Source organism: Streptococcus suis (assembly GCF_019794555.1).
Taxonomy (GTDB): Bacteria; Bacillota; Bacilli; order Lactobacillales; family Streptococcaceae; genus Streptococcus; species Streptococcus suis_AB.
On sequence record NZ_JAIMEP010000030.1, the window covers coordinates 1 to 23,835 of the forward strand.

Consider the following 23,835-nt stretch of genomic DNA (forward strand, 5'->3'; position numbering starts at 1 on the left):
GAGCTGGATGTCAGTAGCTGAAGTCCGGGGGACTTCTTTAAGTTGGAAATAAAGTCAGTGACCGTTGCTTTTTGAGTGTTTTAGTTTGGTTTTAGTCCTAGGCGACAAGAAGCTACAGACAGTACGGCCTTCACCTCAGTTCCTTATCAGACTAGGCGACGCTGATGCAGATAAGAGCCCTGTTACTATTTTGTTTCAAGGTAACAGGCTGAAAGGCTCCACTGGAGCCTTCCACTCATCAAATCAAGTCAACAACATCTGCTTTTGATTTTTGAAGAGTATAATCTAAATGACGATATCATTACCTACTAAAACAGCTTGACCGCCTTTAAGCAGTCAAGCTGTTTTAGTTTGAGGTCAGCAGTACTTGTTCAACCACTTCTAATACTCCTGATTGATTATTTGAAGGAGCGACAAATTTTGCTGCTCTAATCACTTCCTCTGGACTACCTTCCATCGCATAGGAATATGTAGCATATTCGAGCATTTCTAAATCGTTACCACTATCACCAAATACCATTACTTCATTAGGAGAAATCCCCCATCGACGGGCAAGAAAGTCTAAAGCGATACCCTTATTCACTCCAGGAGGAATAATATCAATAAAACCAAATCCACTTGACACAGCACGTGCTTGTCCGTGACTAGCCTGATTCAGTTCCTCCAATAATGCTGAAACTGTCTCTTTAGGTAGATTAAGAGTAATCAGCGTAATCTCATCATCTGGTAACTGCAAGAGGCTTTCCACCTCCTCACAGACAAAATTATGACCTTGAATTAATTGTTTAAAATCATCCTTCACATCTTTTGCATAATAAAGTGCTTTAAAACCACTAACGGAACAAGATTTAAGTAAATCTTTTTGATGTAATATTTCCAATACTCGCTCAACAACAGGCTTCTCAAAATGTGTATCAAAAATTCTAACACCATTTTCCACAATAACGGCACCCACTTCAGAAACAATGGTCATATGATTTGCCTCTTCCGTAAAAAAGGAACGAATCTGTTGGTATTGGTTTCCAGAAATGGCCGCTACTCTAATCCCCTGTTCTTGTAGTTGTTTAAATATTCTCTTGAATCTTGAACGATCATAATCGTTTTGTGAGTTGAGAAAAGTTCCATCCATATCAAAAGCAACTAAGCGAATCATATTATTCTTCCTTTCCAATATAATTTTCTATTACACGAAAAACACCAGCTTGACTATGGTGGGGAGCCAAGTATTTTGCAACAGCTTTAACCTTGTCAGTCGCATTTTCCATAGCATAGGAGTACCCTACGTAGGACAATAATTCGACATCATTGTCTGAATCACCAAATGCCATCACGTGTTCAGGGTCAATCCCTAAACTGTTCAAAACCTGCTCCAAGCCCCAAGCCTTATGAATACCATGTGGTAAGATATCAATAGAGCCGTACCCACTCGTTACTGCAACTAATCGACCTTGAAAAGCCTGATTAAACCGCTCAGTTAGCTGATCTACGCGATTTTCAGGCACCCATAGACCGACCTTATAAATCGGATCAGAGGTAGGATAAATACTGAGATTTTCTAAGTATTTTACTCGATTTTGGAAAGCAGCCATTTGTGCAGGCTCGATTGGTAAATCAGTTCCTGCAAAAGGCATGTTTGCTCCTACCTGCATATAAATATTTTCTTCATTTGATAACATCAGACACACGTCAGCCCATTGTCCGCTGAAAAAATCTAAAATAGCCTTCGTTTCCTCTTGCAGAATGGCACGACGGATAAGTGTTTTACCATTCTGATAGACATGAGCCCCATTATCTGCAACAAAGATTAGTCGGTCTTCAAATCCTTTACAAAGTTGCAATAATCTACCCATTCCATTGCCGCTAGCAATCACAAAAGGAATATTTTTTTGATCTAATTGATTCAAAATGATAGAAAAACGTTCTTTATCAAAACTTCCCTGACCATCTAAAAATGTTCCATCCATATCTGTTGCGATTAATCCAACCGTCATTTTTTTCTCCTTACCATGTTAAATTGACAAATTCCTTCATTTCCTGATAGGCTGTATCCACACGCGCCTGTGTCTCAGGGTCCAACTGTCCATAATACTGCCCACCAGCAATCCAATCTTCTAATATATAGGTTTGATAAGTAAATTGTTCATAGCCTTCTGTTGAATAAGTCCCCTTTGAAACACGACTAACCCAAGTGGGATGAGCTTGAGCTGCTTGAATACTTGTCTGACCATCCTTTTTCTGAATGGTCACATCCATTAGAACACCTCTCTCAGTCCACTGGGCATTAGGGGTGTCTCCCATGGTTTCTATACGCTGATTAGACAGAAAATTTCCCATAGAGTAGATAATCAATTTTTTCTGGCCGTCTTTCTCAATAATTTCAGCTGGTTCAACCACATGAGGATGTCCTCCAAAAATAATGTCTGCTCCCCAGTCTACCATTTCCCGATATAGACTCGTCTGTTCTTCCGTTGGCTCCAACTGGTATTCCACACCCGTCTGAGGCATGACAATGGTAATGTCCGCCTCTTTTTCAGCCTGTTCAATCTCTTCTTGCATCTTTTCTTGATTGAAATCTGATAAATAAGCATCATATTCCTCTTGACTCAGTAAAGCCTCCATCCCATTGAATCCGTATGCATAGGCTAATACTGCAATTCGAATACCATTTACCTCACGAATATAGACTGGAGCAGTTGACCGATTTCCGTCAGCATAAACTCCAACCGTGTCCACTCCAGCTTGCTGGAAAGCATTAACTGTGGAAATCAGACCTGAAAGATGAGAATCTAGGATATGATTGTGAGCCAAGTCCACCAAGTCATAGCCTGCATCATGAATATTGGTGGCAACGATGCTAGGGGCATTAAAAAGTGGATACCCCGCCAAATCAAAATCTGGCGAAATAGTCCCTTCAAAATCTGCAATTGCAAAATCTGCCTGGTCTATCCAGGGCTTGACATAGGTAAAATTCTCCGAAAAGTCATAACTCCCATCAAATTGCTCTGACCCTCGAAGAATTGGTAAATGATACAGTAAATCCCCATGGGCCATAATCCGAGCAGTTTCTACTGTTGAAGCGTGACTTGATGGCGTGCCCTTACTAGACTCAGTTTGTTGTTTTTCTGCAGGCTGACTTTTTCCTGAAGTGAAATATTCATTTAAAAGTATAATAGACAACAATACTCCGGCTAATGCACAAATGAAGAAAAAGTGCCCTCTTGTCCGTGATACTGCTCGTCTATTTCTGCGACCATAGCTAGTTCTTCTTCCCATATCAATCCACCTCATATCAACTTCATTACTTACTTATTATACGACTTTTTCTTCAAAAAATCTAAAGAAATTAGCCATTTCTAAATTCAAATACCTTTTGTAAAAATTCAAGTTTCGGTATCTTCCGACCGGAAAGCATTGTTAAACAAAATTTCTGAAAATAAAAAGGCTGGAAATACAATACATTCCAGTCTTTTCTTAGTTCTTCTCACACCTAGTCATCTAAATGCCGTAACTTCCCTCGGAAGTCTTCAATACTGTGATAACCTTTTTCAAGCATGATGGCTTGCAATTCAGCTGTGATTCGTTCAAAAGCGACAGGACCTTCTTTATGAAGAGTAGTCCCAATTTGAACCATACTAGCACCACATAAAATATGCTCAAAAGCATCACGTCCCGTCAGAACACCACCTGTTCCAACAATCTGAATTTCAGGTTTCAACCGTTGGTAAAAGGCATGGACATTGGCAAGGGCAGTTGGTTTGATATATTCTCCTCCAATACCCCCAAAACCATTTTTGGGCTTGATAACCACTGATTCATCTTCAATGTAGAGACCGTTACCAATTGAATTGACACAATTGACAAAGGCTAGTGGAAACTGATTAAAGATTGCTGCTGCTTGATCAAAATGAACAATATCAAAGTAAGGTGGCAACTTTATACCGAGCGGTTTTGTAAAATACGTGAATACTTCGCGCAAAATGGCTTCCGTCGTTTCAAAATCATATGCAATTTGTGGTTTTCCGGGAACATTGGGACAAGAGAGGTTTAGTTCCGTTAATCCTTTAAAGTCACTAGCCTCTACTGTTTTTAAAATCTGATGCGTTTCATCTGGCGACATTCCAACTAAGGATAAAACAAATGTGCGTTCTGGTTCCGTTTCCTGCAATTCCAACAAATAATCCAAATAATAAGCCAAGCCTTGATTCGGCAAGCCCATCGAATTAATAGAACCAAGTGGCACATTCTGGTACCGTGGTTCTGGATTTCCCGAACGATATTCTAAGGTTGCTGTTTTTGTAACAAACGTTCCTGCTGCAGACTGTTTCACTTCATTTAGCTCTTCCTTGGTCATACACCAAACACCAGCTGCATTCATCAAGCAATTATCAAACTGAAATCCACCTAAAGTTGTTGCTGTTGAAACCATACTATCCTCCATATAGGTCATTCTTTCTAAATTATATCATAAGAAACAAACGGATTTTCTTCATTTACTACTAACGTTCGGATTTTTTAATTTGTACCATTCTTGATAAAAATCAATTGAATTTGAAACGTAAGAGAAAGGGCAAAAAATCTAAAATTTGAAAAGAGTTTTGAACTGCATTTTTTAAACATAGACATCCGATAACTTAATCCTAGCGTATTTATTAGTAGTTAGATCTTAATCAGTGTGGAAATTTTCAATATTGCACAGCATCATCTTTAAGCGAAATATTGAATACTGTTACTTATGAATATAAAAAACTAGCTAATTGTTCAAATGAAAAATGAAAAAAATCTCCCTACCGAATTTTCCGGTAAGAAGATTTATATATTTAATTTATCATCCTTGTTGACGTCTTCTAATGCTTGCCAGTCCAAGTCCACCTAATACAGTTCCGATACCAATCAAGAGATTACTTTCTTCTACACCTGTATTTGGTAATGTCTTAGAATGCTCAATATGCGAGTAAGTCACTTTTTCCCTAGTAGCTGTTTGTGGCAGAGTAACTACAGATTTCAGTTTATTAACCACCACCTCATCGTCAACAATTTTCACACTTTGACCTTTAGCGATTTTTTCATTAATATCATTAATGTTAATAGCTGGTCTTGCGTCAGCATGTGGTGTCTCTTTTGGTACTGCAATAATAGTGCCGTCAGGAAGAGTGACTATTACGTTGTCTCTTGCCTTATCTTCAAGGTCCTTGAGTATCGCTTGAGCAGTTTCAAACTTGGCATAGAGTTCTTTGTAATATACCTGTTTAGCTTTGAGTGCAGCTTGTAAATCCTCAAGGATTGAGCGTTCGGTATTCAGTTTTTCTTTGGTATCTGCTAGTTTTTGTTGAGCTTCCGCATAAAGAACTTGTGCATTCTCAAGTTTTTCTTGTGCAGTTTGTAAATTAAGCAAAGCCTGCTCAGCATCTAAAACAGCTTTCTTGGCCAGGTCTAAATCTGATTGAGCCTGCTTGCGTTTTTCTAGCGCTTTAGCAAGATCTCCTTCTAAACGAGCAAGTTTATCTTCCTCTTTCACTTGATTGTCATTCGCTATGCTTAACTCTGATTGTTGTCGTGCTAGTTCATCTTGGGCATCTTTAAGAGCTTGTACTTTCACAGCATTATCTGCAGTAAGCGCTGTTACACGTTCATTAGCAAGTTTTAACGCTTTTTCATCTGCTGACAGTTTATTTTGAGCTGTCACTAAATCTGTTTTCACTGTAGAAATAGCGCTCGCAATAGTCTGTTCAGCTGTTTTCTGAGTAGCGTTGAAGTTCGTTAAGGCCACAACTGCCTCTTCTCGCTTAGTATTTTTATGATAGAGAGTCTCTTCCCAAATATAACGGAAGGTTGTTTTTGGAAGGAATTTAATCCGTTTTCCGTTAAAATAGTATTCTGAGCGAAGAGGATCCGCATCTTTATTTTCTGCATCTGATAGAAAATAGGAGCTGTATGGCGGATTTTTATAGACTGTTCCACCAGATTCATATTCTGTATATACACTTTCATCTAATGTTGATGGGAGTACTCCATAGACATCCCGATCATCAGTTGAAACAAAGGTCAGAATCCCATATCCATCTGTAAGTTGAATCGCAAATCCTGTACCTGATGCCCCTAAAAGTGGGGTTCTGTGTCCATAATTGAAGACATTCGCTGTCTCAGGGGTCTCAGAACCATAACTGCTTGCATTTGTATAATCATTGAAATAGCTCAACACTTCATTATAGGCAATTTGTCTTTCGTCTAAATTAGACTCAGCAGGTAATGAACCCCATGAAGCATTCTCTGTTTCATCCAAAAGATTAAAATCAGCAGGATTCAAGGCAGTATCGTGGCTGAGTTTGTCATTTTTTGCCATCTCATCCGTTCTAGCTTTGGCCCATTTCAAAGCTGATTCCGTTACCTCAGGAACTGGAATATCAATACCATTGATGCGGCGTAATTCAACAATATATTCACGAACATACTCAGAGACTTTTCTATAGTCAACTACCTTCTGCTGGTTTAGTGCTTCTTTATTTGGAAGAACAATTGTTTCAACTTTCTCTCCATCAAATAGGACATTTTCATTTGCTACTACATAATAAGTTTTTCCATCATTTCCAATAAATGTTGGTTCCTTCGGTGTTGAAACCGACTCGCTCTCACTTACCTCATGTCTTGCTAACTCACGTTCTACTACTTCTGTATAGTATTCTGGTCCTGCACTTGTTACAGCTTGTTCTAATTCTGTACGGGTTTTACTGCCATTCGCAATCAACTCAGCTTCATCTTGTTCTTTGCTAGCTAGATTCGATGTTAGATCAGAAACTGTTTTTTGCTCTTCCTTAACTTTCGCATCTAAGCTACCCGCTTCTTGTTGCGCTTGCAATAGTGTTGCTGAATCAAAAGTAGCCTCGACTTTACTTACTTCAAGTTGCGCTGCATCTACATCAGCCTGCTCTTTAGAGGTCACTTGTTTAGCCGTATCTACTACTTTAACTTGTGCATCTACCTCCTCTTGCGCTTGATTAACAGAATCATTTGCAGGTTGAATAGAAGTTTCTCTTGTTATTTGGCTAGCTTTTGCTTGTTCAACGGCTGCCTCTGCTTTTTGAATAGCTTCTGGCGTCGCTTGAGCCGCTGTTTCCTCAGAAATGGTTAATTGTTCATTGACTTGAGCGGCAACTTGCTCAGCTGTTCCGAAAGCTTGAGTAGCAGTTTCAACAACAGCCTGTTGTGCATCTACTGCTGATTGTGCTTGCTCCATATCTTCGCCTGCTGCTTGTACCTCAGCCGCAGTTATCGTTGCTTGTGAATTTGATAAAGTTTCAACAGATGCAAATGTCTCTTTATCAGACGTAATCGTCCCTTCTGTCTCATTGTTTACTAGTTGAACTGTATCAGCCAACACGGTATTAGTCCCCACAGTTGCAAGTGTGAGGGCAGTACCTGCAGCAAGTGTACCAACGATGTATTTCTTCTTTTTCATATATTACACCCCTATATTTTACTTACAATTTTATATTATATCATTACCCATCATTTGTCAATTTTCATATAAATAAGATTCGTTTTTTTTTACATACTATTTGCTTCAATTTGATCAAGCAAAATCTGTCCCAAATTTCTGTACAGAAAATTTCGAAAATTTATCATTTTCTTCTTTACAATTAAAAATCATAGTGCTATAATAATTTTCAGATAAATTAAATTGTCAGACAATTTAATAAATAATAAAGAAATCAGGTGATCCACATGACAAATGCAAAAGCATACATCCAAGCGTCATTCGAAGCTGTTAAAGCTCGTAATCCACACGAGACAGAATTCCTTCAAGCTGTAGAAGAGCTCTTCTCTACCCTTGAGCCTGTCTTTGAAGCACATCCAGAATATATTGAAGAAAATATTCTTGCTCGTATCGTTGAGCCAGAACGTGTTATCAGCTTCCGTGTTCCTTGGACTGATAAAGATGGTAATATTCAAGTTAACCGTGGCTACCGTGTTCAATTCAACTCAGCTGTAGGTCCATACAAAGGTGGTCTTCGTTTCCACCCAACTGTTACTCAATCTATCTTAAAATTCCTTGGTTTTGAACAAATCTTCAAAAACGTTTTGACTGGTCTTCCAATCGGCGGTGGTAAAGGTGGTTCAGACTTTGATCCTAAAGGAAAAACTGACGCTGAAATCATGCGTTTCTGCCAAAGCTTCATGACTGAATTGCAAAAACACATCGGTCCTTCACTCGATGTACCTGCTGGTGATATCGGTGTTGGTGGACGTGAAATTGGTTACTTATATGGTCAATACAAACGCCTACGTCAATTTGATGCTGGTGTCTTGACTGGTAAACCTCTTGGCTTTGGTGGTTCATTGATCCGTCCAGAAGCAACTGGTTATGGTTTAGTTTACTTCACTGACAATATGTTGGCAGCAAACGGTAAATCATTTAAAGACCAAACTGTTCTTATCTCAGGTTCTGGTAACGTTGCTCAATACGCAGTTCAAAAAGCTACTGAACTTGGTGCAAAAGTCATCTCTGTTTCTGATTCAAATGGTTACATCATTGACGAAACTGGTATCGACTTCGACCTCTTGGTAGACATTAAAGAAAAACGCCGCGCTCGTTTGACTGAATATGCTGCTGAAAAACCAACTGCAAAATACTTTGAAGGTTCTGTATGGAACTACGATGGCAAAGCAGATATTGCTCTTCCATGTGCAACTCAAAATGAAATCAACGGCGAGCAAGCTGCTGCCCTTGTGAAAAATGGCGTTTACTGTGTAGCTGAAGGTGCTAACATGCCATCTGACCTAGATGCAATCAAAGTTTACAAAGAAAACGGTGTTCTTTACGGTCTTGCTAAAGCTGCGAACGCTGGTGGTGTTGCCGTATCAGCACTTGAAATGAGCCAAAACAGCCTTCGCTTGTCATGGACTCGTGAAGAAGTTGATGGTCGTCTTAAAGACATCATGGCAAACATCTTCAACACAGCTAAAGAAACTGCAGAAAAATACGACCTTGGTAAAGACTACCTTGCTGGCGCAAACATTGCTGCGTTTGAACAAATTGCAGATGCAATGATCGCTCAAGGTTTGGTATAATCTCCAGATTATTTGTGATAGCCTCCAACCAATTAAATAACTATAAGCGAAATCCCGAATTGCAAAAATCAATTCGGGATTTTTTCTATTAGATTCCTTCAGAAATCAAATCTGTCCACATGGCCTCTTCATAAACGAAACCAAAACTTGTCTCGTCATCTACACCATAAATGAGTTTTACATTTATTTTCTCACCTGGTTCTAACTTTTCAACCAAATTGACATCATATGTACTTAAGTCTAATGTATAAGGTATTTGAGTCGTTGGATCGATAAGGTTGAAATAATATTCATCAAAATACACTTTTTCATCTGTTGCATTCTCAACCTCCATCTCAACAACGTATGCTGAACTATAATAATCATCCACTAAGCTTACGCTGTCATCTTTTCCCATCGATGTCACTGTTACATCCAGACCATCTGAAAAGTTAACTTTATCACCTATCTGGTACTCTTCATATGTCAAAGTCTCGTCTACATAATCTGGATAGGTTACCCCTTGACTTTGTGATACACTGAGCCCTAAAGTCAAAATAACACATGTAACCCCTAATACAAAGGTTAGTACCAACCCAACAATTGTTGTCCAAAAAAGTGGTTGCCGGTATAAAGGTTTCTTTCGATAGTACATTTGTCCATCTTCAATAACAAAGTCTTTCAATCTTCTCCTCCTCTTCAGCTTACGCTAGGTTCTCTGATGGTAATTCGATACCTGCTTGCCTTAGTGCATCTTGGTATAAACCAAAAAATTGATGATAGGCAACTGTTTGTTGACCATTTGTTACAAATAAGTTGACACGAAAAACAAATTGTCCTGTTACCGTCGTTTTCGGCCCTAAAATGCTGACATTGGTAATCTGTTCAAACTTGCTTAACTCACGACTATTGACTTCCTCTATAATACGGTAAACTCGTTCTAGATCTGTATTAAATTTCAAAGGGATATCAATTTGTGCACGCATTTCCCCACGCGACTGATTGCTGACAACTAAAATATTACGATTTGGAATAAAATGTAGGGTTCCATCTGCATCACGCACTTTCGTTGTCCGAATCCCCATGCTAACAATCGTACCAGAAATAGTAATTGGTCCATTTGTCAACTTGACAACATCCCCAACATCAAACTGTCGTTCAATCAAGATAAAGAATCCATTCACCAAGTCTGAAAGAAATCCTTGTGCTCCCAGTCCAACAGCAACCCCTGCAATCCCAGCACCTGCCAACAAGCTTGAGACAGGTAAGCCTAGAATACTGAGTACACAGTAAAGCAGAATAAAATAAAGGAGATAGTTTAAACTGCTTTCCACTAATCGACTGATTGTCTTTTGGCGTCCTTGCTCATGGTTTGAAATCTTTAGAGACGGCACAAGCACTTTTTTAACTGAAGCTTTAGCGATTTTCTTTAGAATATAAAATGTAATGAACAGTAAAATAAGAGACAAAATCTTGTTCAGGCTAGCAGTCACAATCGCCTCAACATTAAACTGAGACAAGTACTTTGTAATAAAATCATTCATAAACTCATTATAGCAGAAATGACAATAAAAACGCAAAAAGTCAGCCGAATGACTGACTTAATACGTTAAAAATATTTGAGAATATGGCTAACAGAATCCATCAAACCTTGGTTGAAATCATTGTGATATCCGTCTCCACACCATGCGGTACTCTGTACGTTCTACACCTAGATTAACTATCTTTTTGACACCATCAAATCGGAAGCCCACTTTTTCATAGAAGGTAGTGGCATGCGCATTCCCCTCCAATACCCAGAGAGTAACTGTTTCGTAGCTCTGCAATTTTTCCAAAGCTGCCTGCATGAGCTGGTAACCTATCTCCTGATCATAATTGTCCGCCAAGACATAGAGAGCGTAGAGCTCCCCTGCCCCTTGCAAATCCTCCTGACTAGACGAGCCGTAACAGGCAAAGCCAACCACCTTATCATCCATCACAGCTATCAAGATATTCTGAGGATACCGAACTGCCCAGTCTTGACAGCGTTCTAAGGTGTAAATATTCTTTAAAAATTCCTGAGGTAACACGTCAGCATAGGCCTCCTGCCACGATTTCCAATGAACATAGGCCTTACCTAGCATTTCACTTTTCGTTTCCAGTGGTTTAATCATCATCTAATGTACCTCCAAATTTTTTCTCTAGTATACATAAAAAAACAAGTTGGCACAAGACCAACTTGTTTATGATTATGGGTTAAAAATCGATGTTCTGAAGTCATTTGTAGAGTTCATCAAGGCTTGATAAACTTTCACTTTGAGTGCATGAACACGGCTGTTGTTCAAGTTTAAACTATTTGCTTGGATGTCTGCCTCCATGGCTTCTTTCATCAAGGTTTGCAACTGTTCAAAGCCTGTGATAGTTACTTCCTTGGTTGAGTCAGCAACACCAAGTTCATACTGCAGGGTAAACGGTTTGAGTTGGCCTGCTGCTGCTTTTTCCAAACGCTCAGTAAACATAGCTTTCTTGAAGTCAGCCCATGAAGCGTATTGACCTTGGAAGACATATTCAAGAACATGGTCATCTGTAATCAAACCAGTGTCCTTCTTATTCCAAGTATCATAGATAATGGAACCATCAGCCATTGCATAATCTGAAAGTTGCCCTGAAGCATACGGTACAAAGCCATCTGTATATCCCTTATCAGCAATCAATTCATAAGCCATGCGACGGAACATGATGTCACCTGGTGAACCGTTTGAGTTTGAAAGGGCTGAGAAGTTAGCCGCAAACATCGGAACGCTGACATAACTGTTTCGATCCCACTTCTTGCTTGTGTTAGTTGGATTGTTGACATATTGGCGTTGAACAATAATGCTCTGATCAATCAAATCATTGAAAGTCTTCAAGCTCGCAACTTCATCATCTGTCAATGCACGCGCAGAGTTTCCAGCATGGGTATCAACACCATTATTTTGGACATAGTAGTTTTCAATCTTACGCAACCATGCTTTCTTCGCTGCATCTGATTGAGCCAAGATGTTTGTCCCTTCTAGGTAATCCAACAAGTACAGCACATCGAACTGGTTATGGTAATACTCATTGAAATCTGCTTCGCTATTGAAACGTGCAAATGGGTCTCCGACATGGACACGGTTGGCATCATCGCTATTATAGACAGCGTTGAATCCAAGGTTCATCTCAGTAACATTGAAGACATTTTGCAGAAGACCTTGGGCGTAAACTTCCATACCTTGACCAATACGACGTCCATAGCCTTTCAGATAAATATCACCATCTTGGTTGTGGACCATTTCGTGAGTATAAAGGGCTGTACCATAGTCTGACAGCATATCGTAAGTGATATAGTAGGTCTCACTTCCGTCCGCATAAGCAGTCTTGATAGATGGATGCTCACGGTACCACTTGTTGATCGGACCGTAGAAGTCTTGAATAGCATCAACATCAGCAGTTAAGTTACGATAAGCCTTGGTACCATCTGGACCATACATCAGGTAGCCTTCATTGTTGAGAACAGATCTGAAGAGCTTGTCACGGTTGGTTTCATCCAAAATCTTGTACCAGAAGTCTGCATTATCACGCTGACGCTCTGCCGCCAAATCAACCATCTGACGAACCTGATCACGATTTTCCACTGTCGAATAATCATCTACGTAGTGTTCGTATGAACCAATCGCGATGGTATTCATGTTAGTGATGATAAAGATATTTTCTTGTGGCAAGGTCAAGAGTGGCAAGAGCATATGGTTGTACTTCCAGGTAGGGTTGGATACAGTATCATTCACAATCTTACTATAAGCCCCCACATTGTACTTGCTGTATGTATCTGTCGTTTCCTGTTTAGCAGCTACTTCTGGGATCAAGGATTTACCTTCAACAACATAAGCCTTGGTTGTTTGCTTGAACCATTCATTGTTGGTCATTTCTGGCAAGAAGAGGGCACGATAGTCTTCCAGCATATCGAAGAGTTTAGCCTGATTATTTTGTTTACCAATGATGGATGCAAAAGTGGTCACGTTGTTGTGCGCACGAAGAACATCATAGCCACCATTACCAATTGCAAGAATCATATCAAGGGCAGATGCGGCATCATTTCCGAAGAAGTCAGGTTCAAAGATGGTCAAATCTTTGGTATTCATCTCTCCGAAGTTGATGTCATACCAACGGTTCAAGTAAGTCAAACCGAGCACAAAGGCTTCTTTGTTGTTGGTGATTTTCTCTTTGATGTAGTCTTCAGAAGCCTGACCTTGACCATTTAGACTAGCTACCAAAATCTTACGAACATTACTTTCTAGGTTGGCCATTACTTGGTCATAGCTTTCACCAAAGTAGAAGTCTTTAGCTGTGCCAGTCTGAGTATTAGCATCCAAAGTCGTTGGATAATTGATAACCGCCTTCATGGCATCCGAGTCGAGCACAACCGTAGACAGGCTGCTTACCAAGTCATTGACAAGGGCACTTCTGTCATTCAAGAATGATTCTGGAGTGTAAATCAAGTCCGTACCTGAAATGGTGTACTCGACCACATGATTATTCTTGAAGTCTTCTAGATAAGCGACTGTCTTATATTCCACGGTGCCATCTGCATAGTGAAGCATAATCTTATTGATATTAGTCTTCTCAGCGTAGACATCAGCAACTACAGCATTGTCCTTCATTGGTACAACATCCAGCAAACGGACCTTGTTGAGCTTATCGTCTGTCGCAATCTTATTTCCATAATAGACAAGAAGTTCCTTGTTGTAGAATGGCAAGATTTTCTCCATGTTGTAGTAGGCAATTTCGTGGTCAGCCTGTGCCTTATCCAAGGTCAAGTAGTCTACTGAATAATTGTTTAAGTTAAGCGGTACAGAATCATCAATTGTCGCTTGAATAGCCATAGCTTCTACTTTAGCTTGAGCTTCTTCATCTGAGATAACTTTAACATTGGTCAAACTATCAGTCGTTGTTGTGAAACCGTCCTTAATCTTACCAGTTGGGTTATCTGGTAGTCCGATTATGCTCGTGGTACCAGTCATATCGCTGATAACATTATTAACATTACCACTATATGGAGCATAGGCACCTGTTACTTGGTTGGCACCGGCAATACCGCCGACGATACCACCTGTTTCTGTCGTCACAATGGAACCTGTTGCGTATGCATTATAGACACTTCCTGGTACATCGTAGACAAGCATTGTACGACCGACGATACCACCAGCTACTTGATTCTCTGTACCTGGGAGGGTAATGGTTGCATCAACCTTGGCATTTCCAACACTTGCCATCGTACCGTTACCCAAGATACCACCAGTTAGACTTGCATCGGTTCCGGTTACTTCGATACTACCCTTGAAGGATACATCTTTAATAGTAGTATTTGTTGCAGAATGAACTAAACCAGATACGTTTTGCGGTCCTTTAAGTGACGCTTCTACTGCTACGTTCGTGATAGTTGCATTGTTGGCATTAATCGCAATTGTAGCAAGTGGGTTCTTAGAGCTTGTATTCAGGCTTGCATTCTTGATATCCAAGTTTTGAACTTTACCACCAAGGTTAAAGAACAATGGGGCTTTCAAGTTGCTGATTGAGAAGACATAACCGTCATTTACCCCATCCAAGGTACCACTAAATCCAGTCACATAAGATGGAATATCTCCAACAGGGACTTCACTTGCGTCCAAATGTGCACCTAGTTTGAAAGTACCACTTGGGTTAGCCTTCATGGCGTCGATCAAGGCTTTAAATGAAGTATAGGTATTTTCGTCAGTCGCCATCTTAGGAATGTAGAATTCACGGTTGGCAACGTATTGGGCATCCTTATCCTGTACCAATTCATCAAAGGATGAAACTAGTTTGAAAACTGTTTTGCCATTCAAGGTAGTTTCTTCAATACTTGACACAGGTAGGTATACTTCCTTGAAGCGGTCTGAAGTCACCTTGATAAACAATTCATCGGTGGATGCTGGCAGTTCTTCCAAGAATTCTTGACCGATGTAGCTACCATTCTTACGACGGTAAACAGTCACTGCATCAATATCTTTGACTTCAATCTTTTTATAGACTAAATCAAACTGACGCATGCTTTCAATAATAGCTTCTTGCTCTGAACTTTGTTCTTGTTCATCTAGGGTATAGAATATCTTGGTCTTCACAGTATAGTCTGTGTAGAAGTCGAGATTTTCTAGGGTAATTTCGCCATTTGGATCTGTAATGGCCTGTTCCTGTACCAAGGCACCTGTATTATCATACAAAAGTGCAACTGCTCTGAGGAAATTAGATGTTTCGTCTGTCAACTTGTAGCTAATTGTCGCTGACTTTGCATCGTCATTTTCAACCAAGTCTGTGATAATCACTTGTGGTACTTTTTCAACCTTTGTACCACGCGCAATGACTTGCTTAACAGGTTGTTTGGTAATTTCTTCTGTTACAGTAGGATTTTCCTGACGAACGCCCTTGATAGTCTGGTAAGTTGTTGTAACTGTCTTAGAGCCATTTACACCCGCTGTTACAACTTTGGTCTTACCTTCTAGCAGTGTCGGGTCGTCAACATACTCTGTTTCAAAGGTAATTTCAACTTGATTCGTTTCGGTTTCCGTACCCTCTATTGGTTTTGTTCCTTTGAGAACCACTTTCGTTGTTGGTTCTTTAATGACTTTCTCAGTCACTGTTGGGTTTGGTTGACGGACTCCGTTGATTGTCTGATAAGTAGTGGTAACTTCCTTAGAACCATTTTTTCCCTCAACTACTACTTGCTCTTCATCTGTATAAAGATCCGCTGTTTCTGTTGTCTTGGTTTCAAATGGAATTTCTACCGTCTCAGTAACAGTCTCTGTGCGTTCAACTGGAGTTGGGGTAGCCATTTTCGTACCACGTGCAACTACTTGAGTCACAGGCTGAGTGGTCACAGTTTCAGTCACTGTTGGATTTTCTTGACGAACGCCATTGACAAGAGTGTAGGTTGTTATAACAGTAGCAAGTCCATTTTGACCAGCCGTAATAATTTTTTCTTCACCAACTGGAAGGGTCGCATCGTCTTGGTAGCTGATTTCAAATGGAATGACTTTTGTAGCTGATTCCGTCTCAGTTGTGACTGTATCAGCTTTCTTTGTTCCAATGCGAACAATTTCAGTAACTGGTGAGCTTGTCACCGAGCTGGAAACCTGCTTAGACTTGATCAAGACACCGTCAGCATAGTAATTCTTGGTAACTGTCGTCCAAACACCGGCTTGCCCAACTTGATCCACATTTCGAGTTCCCTCATCCAGAGTAGCATCATAGATAATTTGGCTTTCAAAAGGGATGGACTCGGTGTTGATCTTCGTATCTTCTGTCAAGGCAACTTCTGGTACTTCATGCGTCGGAGCTGTATCTGGAAGAGCAGTAATTGGTTTTGTACCAATTTTTACGATTTGATTAACAGGAGCTTGGCTAACCGCTTCGGACACAACCACAGACTTCACCAAGACATCACCGATAAATGTTTGCTTGGTTTCAATTGTCTTTTGACCTGCTTGTCCAGACTGCACAGTCAATCTAGTCCCATCTGGAAGAGTATCATCATAGACTTCCTCAGTTTCAAAGGCAATCGATTCTGTATGCGAAGCAACTTTCTCTGTAACCTCCAAGGCTGGAATTTCGTGCGTTGGTGCTGTATCTGGAAGAGCAGTTATGATAGACTCTTCAGCCTTCTTTGTCCCAATTTCAATAATTTTTGGAGTAGCAGTTTTGGTAATTTCAGATGAAACTTCCTCTTCCTTCAGAACCTGACCGTCTACAAGTGTTTGCTTGATGGTAATGGTCCGCTCGCCATTTTGACCTTCTTGAACAATTTTTTCTGTTCCCTCGGCCAAGGTTGGATTTTCAACCGTTTGAGTCTCAAAGGCGATGATTTCCATGTTTGTGATAGTATTCTCAGTAATATCAGCTGCTGGTAGCTCATGACTTGGAGCAGTATTTGGAACTTCGGTTACGATTTCTTGGTTCCCATTATCAGCTGTTTTCTCCTCCTCTGCTGGAAGCTCTTCTACCGCTTTGCTATCTTTAAAATAGCCCACATAAACATAGCCTTCAATCTCAGCTGGAGCTGGTAAAGCCTGACCTGCAGAACGTTCCACCGCATGGTTGAATTGAGCCAGAATATGGCTAGTTAATGCTGAACCTGTCGGTGCCAAGAAACTTGCACCCGTTGCGGCAAGAATGATTACTCCCGCAAATTCTTTCTTCCCTTTTTTGCCTAATTTTACAGCAATAACCAGGAGAGATAGACCTGCAACAACCATCGCACTATTTCCCAAGACACCTGTTTCAGGTAAGATTTTTGAATCAGAACCTGAAGACACTACAGGACGATAAACCAAATAGTAGGTAGAATCCGTTTCTTGTGCCAAACCTGGCAAGTCGCGAATAATCAATTCTTTTTCCGCATCAGTCAACTCTTCTTTGGTCACATAGGTGTAATTGATAGACTGCGCACTGACTGAAGAGGCAGTAGCAATAGAAGTCACAAAAAATAGACTTGCTAGGGTGGCAGAAACAAGTCCAATTGATAGTTTACGGAAAGCAAATCGTTCTCGCTTTTCATTAAAAATGTTTTTCATATTTTCTCCAATTATCGCTAATTATACATACAATTATACCGTCTCATAATGGTTCGTACAAATTTTTTGTTTATTTCTTTTTTACCTTAAGAACTTAAAAATTTTTCTTATTTGTTTCTTTCAAATAAGAAAATCGAGATCATTGACCTCGATTAACAAGTAGTCGTATTTTACCTTCCATTACAATTTTTTACCTTTTGAAAAATACTGCCGTGTTTCCTTGATAATAACTGGTGATAAGACTAACAAAGCAATCAAGTTAGGTAGGGCCATGAGACCATTGACAATGTCCGCAATCGTCCAAATCAAATCCAACTTCAGGAAACCACCGAGAGCTACCATTAGTATGAAGACCAACCGATAGGGTAAAATTGATTTTGTTCCGAAAAGAAATTCAATACAGCGCTCACCATAATATGACCATCCCAGTATCGTTGTAAATGCAAAGAGAACCAAGCTAATAGTCAAGGCAATTGTCCCTGGATTACCAAAAACAGTTGCAAATGCTGCCTGAGTCAGCGGAGCACCCTCAAGTCCTTCCACCGTCCACTGACCAGTCACCAAAATAGATAAACCTGTTAAACTACAGATAATAATGGTATCAATGAAAGTACCGGTCATAGAAATCAAACCTTGCTCAACGGCATTGTCTGATTTGGCTGCAGCAGCGGCAATGGGAGCAGAACCTAAACCAGATTCATTAGAAAATACACCACGAGCAATTCCTCTCTGGATTGCTTCTCTTACTGTTGCCCCAGCAAAACCACCAACAGCTGCAGAAGGAGTCAGTGCTGAACTAACTACTAATTTCAACGCAGGAATCAACTGATCTGCATGTGTTATTAAAATCACAATTGTTGCTAAAATGTAGAGAATGGCCATGAACGGAACTACCTTGGTTGATACTTGGGAAATCGTCTCAATGCCACCAAAAATGATGACAGCCACTAGAATGGCCAAGAGGATACTAATCAACTGCGGCGATAAACCAAAGCTTACTTCTAATGAAGAAGTAATCGAATTGACCTGTGAAAATGTCCCAATCCCCAAAAGAGCAACCAAAACACCAGAAATGGCAAAGAAGATTGCTAGGGGTTTCCATTTCTGTCCCATACCAATGGTGATATAATGCATTGGTCCACCTGCCGCATGACCATCTGCATCTCTGGTTCTGTACTTGATTGCTAGAAATCCTTCCGCATACTTCGTTGCCATACCAAAGAATGCAGCAACCCACATCCAGAAAAGGGCTCCAGGACCCCCTGTAGTAATAGCAGTTGCCACCCCGACAATATTTCCTGTCCCGACAGTCGCTGCAAGGGCCGTGCACAATGCCGCAAAACTCGATACATCCCCTTGACCAGACTGATCACTTGAAAATATCAAACGAAAAGCTGTGGGTAGTTTACTTAGTTGAAACAATCCTAAACGAATGGTGAAATAGACACCTGTACCTACTAAAAGCAATAGCAGTGGCGGTCCCCAAACAAAGTTGTTGATAGCCTTAAATAGTTCTAACATGATTCCTCCGAAAAATAGGTCTAGATAAAGCTTTTGGAAAAACGAAAAGAGGCTGAACAATTCAACCTCTAGATGTAATGCGAAAAATATAGGAAAACCCTACATTTATACGCTCTGTCCTTTTACCTGAGAGTTTCAGTAGATAATCTACCTTGCCCCTTCGGTGCCGTGATGGTCTCTCCAGAGTTCCGTCCTGTGAACAGTCAGCAATCCTTTCTATTCACTATCAACCGGTTATTCAGTTTTATCTTGCCTATATTTTAATCCTATTTCAAGAAAAAATCAAGTGAATTTTCAGAAAAATTAAGAAAGAATATCTAAAAACAAGCCATATCCTGCTTCTTCCATTTCCTCTCTCGGTATGAAACGAAGGGCTGCTGAGTTGATACAGTAACGGAGACCACCTTTATCACGCGGTCCGTCATCAAAGACATGACCTAAATGAGCATGACCAGCCCGGCTGCGAACCTCAATACGGTTCATGCCGTGGGACTTATCTTGGAAATAAGTCGCAACTTCTTTGCTGATTGGTTTGGTAAAGGAGGGCCAGCCACAGCCTGAGTCGAATTTGTCTGTCGAGAGAAAGAGCGGCTCGCCAGTCGTAATATCGACGTAGATACCAGCTTGGTCGCTATTCCAAAACTCATTTTCGAAGGGTCTTTCCGTCGCAGCTTCTTGAGTGACTTGATACTGGAGGTCGGTCAAGCTGTCTTTTAAGACTTGCTGGTCTGGCTTTTGGTAGTCCGCAACATCAATCAGAGGGATTTTTGCCTGCCCAAGATCGATATGGCAGTACCCTTGGGGATTTTTCTTCAAATAATCCTGATGGTAGTCTTCGGCGGGGATGTAATGCGCGAGTGGCTCCACTTCAACGGCTAGGGGGCGTCCACCAAAGAGTTGGGACTGCTCCGTCATGACCTGCTCGATTGTCGGCAAATCAGCCTCATCTGTGTAATAGATACCAGTCCGATACTGGCGACCCTTGTCAGGTCCCTGCTGATTGACAGAGAAGGGATCAATGACGCGGAAATAGTAGAGGAGAATTTCCCGCAAATTGATACGAGTCTCATCATAGGCTAGATAGAGCGTCTCTGCGTGGTCTGTTTGTTTGAGGAGTTGATAATTGGTCGTCTCCACCTGTCCATTGGCATAGCCAACACTGGTGTCAAGAATACCATCGATCTGGGAAAAGTAGCCTTCCATTCCCCAGAAACAACCACCTGCTAGATAAATTTCTTTCATGTGAACTCCTTCTTATCTGCTAGCGTAGTTTCGTCACCCTTACAGATTTTTTTCTTTCATTTCTGCTTCCATTTTGAGGCGTTGAACCTTCATGGTCGCAGTTCGTGGAATGTCGTCATAAGCCATCAAGATAGGCTCTTTCAATAGTGGTAGATCTGCAACCATGGCCCACCAAGCTTCCCAATTCATCTCAGCATCTTCTGCCAGGGCGATAATCGGCTGCGGTGCACCATTGACATCCCGGATAATCACGACTTCTGATAAAAAGTCCAATTTATCCAACAATAGGTCTTCCAAGGCAAGGTTGCTGTCGATGTGCTCAATGAGGTCAACCTGACGGTCTTTTAGAAGAAGCGTTCCCTCTGGAGTCATGCAGCCGTAGTCACCACTATCCCACCAAGCACCGTACACATTATCTTGGAAGCGGGCATCTTCTTTGTAGTAAGTCACAGCACGGCCTTTTGACAGGAACTGGATATGGCCGTTTTCTCCAGCTGGGAGAGGATTCCCTTGGGCATCTGTGATGCGTGCTTCTGTGTAACCTTCCAGACCAATCCCCATATCTCGTCCGCTAACTGTTCCTAGGTTTTCCAAGCGATGGTAACGTAAAATCATTGGACCACATTCACTTTGACCATAAACCTGCATAAAGACTGGATCTTGCTCTTTAGAAGCCTCCAAGAAGGCGCGAAGCGTACCAATATTGATAGCATCAAAGGTTGAATGGTAATAACGAATGCTACTAAAGACCTCTGGTTTTTCCTTGGCCAATCTTGCCCATTGGACAAAGTTATTCGGATGGGTTTCCAGAGCACTTGGACGGTGAAGCGCAAGTGCCCGTTCAACATCATCTTTTCTTGCAGAAGAAAGCGGGTAGAGGGGGAATCCAAGCCCAATCGCAGAAGACACGCCGATATTATAGCGTGAATGTACAGGGGAGATATGGAAGGCCAGCAAGCCTCTCTCCGTCATCTTGTCAAAAATAGTTTGTTGCCAAGCTACTCGCCAGCCCATGGTCTGTGCTGTGTGGCAGATTAGTTTTGGAACACCTGTCGTTCCCGAAGTATGGGTCATGTATTGAATGACATCTTCTGGCAGGAGATTTTCTTCAAAAGCAACTGCTTCATGCACTAGGACTTGGGGTAAAAATACTTTTGTGACCAGATCAGTTCGAGTCATTCCTGCTACACGTTCTTCCGTTTCTTGGTCGTAGACAATGAAAGACTTTTCCAATCGCTCCGCAAACACATCTAAATTCGAAGATGGCAAATGGTAGGAAATCATAACAGGAACAGCACCCAATGCCGTTACCGCTACTGCTAATAAATAGGTATCAAAGGCTGGACTCTTATATAGAATTACCTTGTCCCCATAGCCAATACCTGCTGCTGCAAATTGGGCAGCTCTTTTTTGAATAGCTTCAAAAACTGTTTGATAGGTATTTTCCAATCCTAATTCAGGGAAAGATGCGTAGGGTTTGTCAAAATAAATGGCAACATTTGGAAACTCTTGAGCTGCTGTTTTAAACTGACGATAGAGATTTAATGGTTTGTAACTAATAGTTGACATATCTAACCTTTCTAAAATGACAATGATAAGGTTATTATAACATCTTGTGCTAACCTTCACAATGTCAATTTTGAAAAGCTCACAATATAAATTGTCGACACAAGTAACACCTACAACATTTATTCATCCACGATTTCTATCTCGTCTTGAATTATCTCACTTCCTGAATCTGCCTTGGAAAGTTTTTGCTCAATATACTGATCAATGTACTGATATACCTCCTCAGCATCTGATTGGGATAAACTAGCCACTTGGTTTACTTTAACCGATAATGTTTCAAGACCATAACCTGATTTTTCTTGTACTAATCTTTCCAATTCCTGATGCGTTATTTCCTGTCCAATAATAGTAAGTTCCAACTGATTTTTAGACTTGAGATATGTTCGACTTAGTATAGTATATGAAGAAAAGTTTTCACTAATATATTGATTCATAGCCTCTCTACGAGAATAATCTACAACCAAATTTCCCGCTGATAGTAAACTTGGTAGAGTTAAAGCAATAACAAGTGCAGTCATTCCATATCTCAATTTGGGATTCAGATCACTTAACTCAACTGCCTTCGTCCGTCTCATCAAAAAGCGTGACCCAAAAAAAGTGGTCAACATGATGAAGATACAGTTAATCAAAAATAGGTATAGAGCACCAAAAAGATATTGAGTATTCCCATGAGCCAAACCGAAACCAGCAGTACAAATTGGGGGCATTAGGGCTGTTGCAATGGCAACACCTGGAACGATATTATTTGCTTCTTTTTTCCGACTACCAATCACACCTGCTATACCCCCAGCAATCGCAATCATAATATCCCAAACAGTGGGAGAAATTCGAGAAATTAACTCAGAACTAGCCACTGTAATGGGTGAAAGATAGAAGTACAAACTCGAAACAAATAGGCTGATGATAACTTCGACGGTCAATAACTTCAAGGCTTTTTTCATCAATGACAAGTCATAGATTGCCAAACCTAAACCAAGACCAACTATCGGAGTCATCAAGGGGGAAATTAACATAGCACCTATAACAACTGCCGTAGCATTCATATTTAAGCCTACAGATGCAATAAAAATTGCACACATTAAGATAAACATATCACGAGTTTGTAAGTCTAACTCGTCAAACAACTTATTACGGTATTCCATTGTTGAAAAATACTTATTTTTCATAGTCTCCACTCTTAGAAATTATATTGTATATCCTACTATATTATACTTATTGTTTGTATTTTTAGTTAGATAAAAAGGACTATTTTTAGTCCTTTTTATCTAACTAATCTCTGCCAAGATAGCTTTGATTTGATCTTTCGTGTGGACACCAGCAACTTGTTTCACAACCTGTCCATCTTTTTTGAACAAAAGTGTTGGGATAGACATGATGCCAAACTGACGAGCTGTGTTTGGATTTTCATCTACATCCATTTTATAAATACGTAATTCGTCTTCATCCACTTCACCATCTAATTGTTCTAAGATTGGTGCTTGCATACGACAAGGACCACACCATGGTGCCCAAAAGTCAACAAGGACTAAGCCTTCTTGTGTTTCAACTTCAAAGTTTGCATCTGTAACAACTTGAACCATACAATTCTCCGTTTCTTTTTTTTGTACTATTATTCTACACCAAAAGAAAATAGAAAGCGAATTTTTGCTACGGAATGAAGCATGAGATAAACCTACCTATAAGAATTTCAGTTGTAAAAAAATGGGTATAGCTAAACTAGACCACAGGGTGACGAGGGGGGAATCACGTACCAGATTCAATCGAGTAGGGACTAATTTCTAGTCCCTCTCACACCACCGTGCGTGCCGTTCGGCACACGGCGGTTCAACTAACTTTTAACGCATGTCGTTTTAGATAATAGTCTAGGCAAGAAACC

The 23,835-nt window shown here is 40.5% G+C and carries 15 protein-coding genes and 1 riboswitch; of the genes, 1 reads left to right on the forward strand and 14 read right to left on the reverse strand.

What is annotated here, in order from left to right; all coding sequences use genetic code 11:
* Positions 1–346 precede the first annotated feature (346 nt).
* The 5 genes from K6V48_RS09800 to K6V48_RS09820 all read right to left on the reverse strand — a co-directional run bounded on the left by K6V48_RS09800 (position 347) and on the right by K6V48_RS09820 (position 7,453).
* The gene (locus K6V48_RS09800) at positions 347–1,153 is read right to left on the reverse strand and encodes a Cof-type HAD-IIB family hydrolase (protein WP_222369430.1); all 807 of its coding nucleotides are present in this window, start codon (positions 1,151–1,153) and stop codon (positions 347–349) included.
* Position 1,154: 1 nt separating this feature from the next.
* Positions 1,155–1,991: a Cof-type HAD-IIB family hydrolase gene (locus tag K6V48_RS09805; protein ID WP_222369431.1), complete on the reverse strand. Its 837-nt coding sequence runs from the start codon at positions 1,989–1,991 to the stop codon at positions 1,155–1,157.
* 10 nt (positions 1,992–2,001) lie between these two features.
* Positions 2,002–3,273: a CapA family protein gene (locus K6V48_RS09810; RefSeq protein WP_222369434.1), complete on the reverse strand. Its 1,272-nt coding sequence runs from the start codon at positions 3,271–3,273 to the stop codon at positions 2,002–2,004.
* A gap of 214 nt (positions 3,274–3,487) precedes the next feature.
* Positions 3,488–4,426 carry a dihydroorotate oxidase gene (locus tag K6V48_RS09815; RefSeq protein ID WP_105126136.1) on the reverse strand — a complete coding sequence of 313 codons (939 nt, stop codon included), beginning with the start codon at positions 4,424–4,426 and terminating at the stop codon, positions 3,488–3,490.
* Between the two features lie 399 nt (positions 4,427–4,825).
* Positions 4,826–7,453 carry an LPXTG cell wall anchor domain-containing protein gene (locus K6V48_RS09820; RefSeq protein WP_222369436.1) on the reverse strand — a complete coding sequence of 876 codons (2,628 nt, stop codon included), beginning with the start codon at positions 7,451–7,453 and terminating at the stop codon, positions 4,826–4,828.
* Positions 7,454–7,719: 266 nt separating this feature from the next.
* Here K6V48_RS09820 and gdhA point away from each other — a divergent pair, with 266 nt between their 5' ends.
* On the forward strand, positions 7,720–9,066 hold the full coding sequence (gene gdhA, locus K6V48_RS09825; RefSeq protein ID WP_172066799.1) for an NADP-specific glutamate dehydrogenase: 1,347 nt from the start codon (positions 7,720–7,722) through the stop codon (positions 9,064–9,066).
* A gap of 88 nt (positions 9,067–9,154) precedes the next feature.
* On the opposite strand, the gene K6V48_RS09830 is transcribed toward gdhA, so the two are convergent.
* From K6V48_RS09830 to trxA, 9 genes are all read right to left on the reverse strand, one after another.
* A complete protein-coding gene (locus tag K6V48_RS09830; protein WP_256772939.1) occupies positions 9,155–9,730 on the reverse strand; it encodes a DUF4352 domain-containing protein in 576 nt (191 codons plus the stop codon).
* Positions 9,731–9,749: 19 nt separating this feature from the next.
* Entirely contained in the window at positions 9,750–10,589 is an 840-nt protein-coding gene (locus tag K6V48_RS09835; RefSeq protein WP_172085507.1) for a mechanosensitive ion channel family protein, read from the reverse strand.
* A gap of 117 nt (positions 10,590–10,706) precedes the next feature.
* Positions 10,707–11,201 carry a GNAT family N-acetyltransferase gene (locus K6V48_RS09840; protein ID WP_222369437.1) on the reverse strand — a complete coding sequence of 165 codons (495 nt, stop codon included), beginning with the start codon at positions 11,199–11,201 and terminating at the stop codon, positions 10,707–10,709.
* 72 nt (positions 11,202–11,273) lie between these two features.
* Positions 11,274–17,627, reverse strand: coding sequence for a ZmpA/ZmpB/ZmpC family metallo-endopeptidase (locus K6V48_RS09845; protein WP_222369438.1), 6,354 nt, complete (start codon positions 17,625–17,627; stop codon positions 11,274–11,276).
* A gap of 180 nt (positions 17,628–17,807) precedes the next feature.
* Positions 17,808–19,148 carry an alanine/glycine:cation symporter family protein gene (locus K6V48_RS09850; protein WP_222369439.1) on the reverse strand — a complete coding sequence of 447 codons (1,341 nt, stop codon included), beginning with the start codon at positions 19,146–19,148 and terminating at the stop codon, positions 17,808–17,810.
* 104 nt (positions 19,149–19,252) lie between these two features.
* A riboswitch (glycine riboswitch) is annotated at positions 19,253–19,342 on the reverse strand.
* 109 nt (positions 19,343–19,451) lie between these two features.
* Positions 19,452–20,390 carry a peptide-methionine (R)-S-oxide reductase MsrB gene (gene msrB / locus K6V48_RS09855; protein WP_167785145.1) on the reverse strand — a complete coding sequence of 313 codons (939 nt, stop codon included), beginning with the start codon at positions 20,388–20,390 and terminating at the stop codon, positions 19,452–19,454.
* A gap of 39 nt (positions 20,391–20,429) precedes the next feature.
* Positions 20,430–21,959 (reverse strand): AMP-binding protein, encoded by a 1,530-nt coding sequence (locus K6V48_RS09860; RefSeq protein ID WP_222369440.1) that lies wholly within the window; start codon positions 21,957–21,959, stop codon positions 20,430–20,432.
* Positions 21,960–22,078: 119 nt separating this feature from the next.
* Positions 22,079–23,125, reverse strand: a complete 1,047-nt coding sequence (locus tag K6V48_RS09865) for a DUF389 domain-containing protein (protein ID WP_172017464.1) — start codon at positions 23,123–23,125, stop codon at positions 22,079–22,081.
* Positions 23,126–23,224: 99 nt separating this feature from the next.
* Positions 23,225–23,539: a thioredoxin gene (gene trxA / locus K6V48_RS09870; RefSeq protein WP_222369441.1), complete on the reverse strand. Its 315-nt coding sequence runs from the start codon at positions 23,537–23,539 to the stop codon at positions 23,225–23,227.
* Positions 23,540–23,835 lie beyond the last annotated feature (296 nt).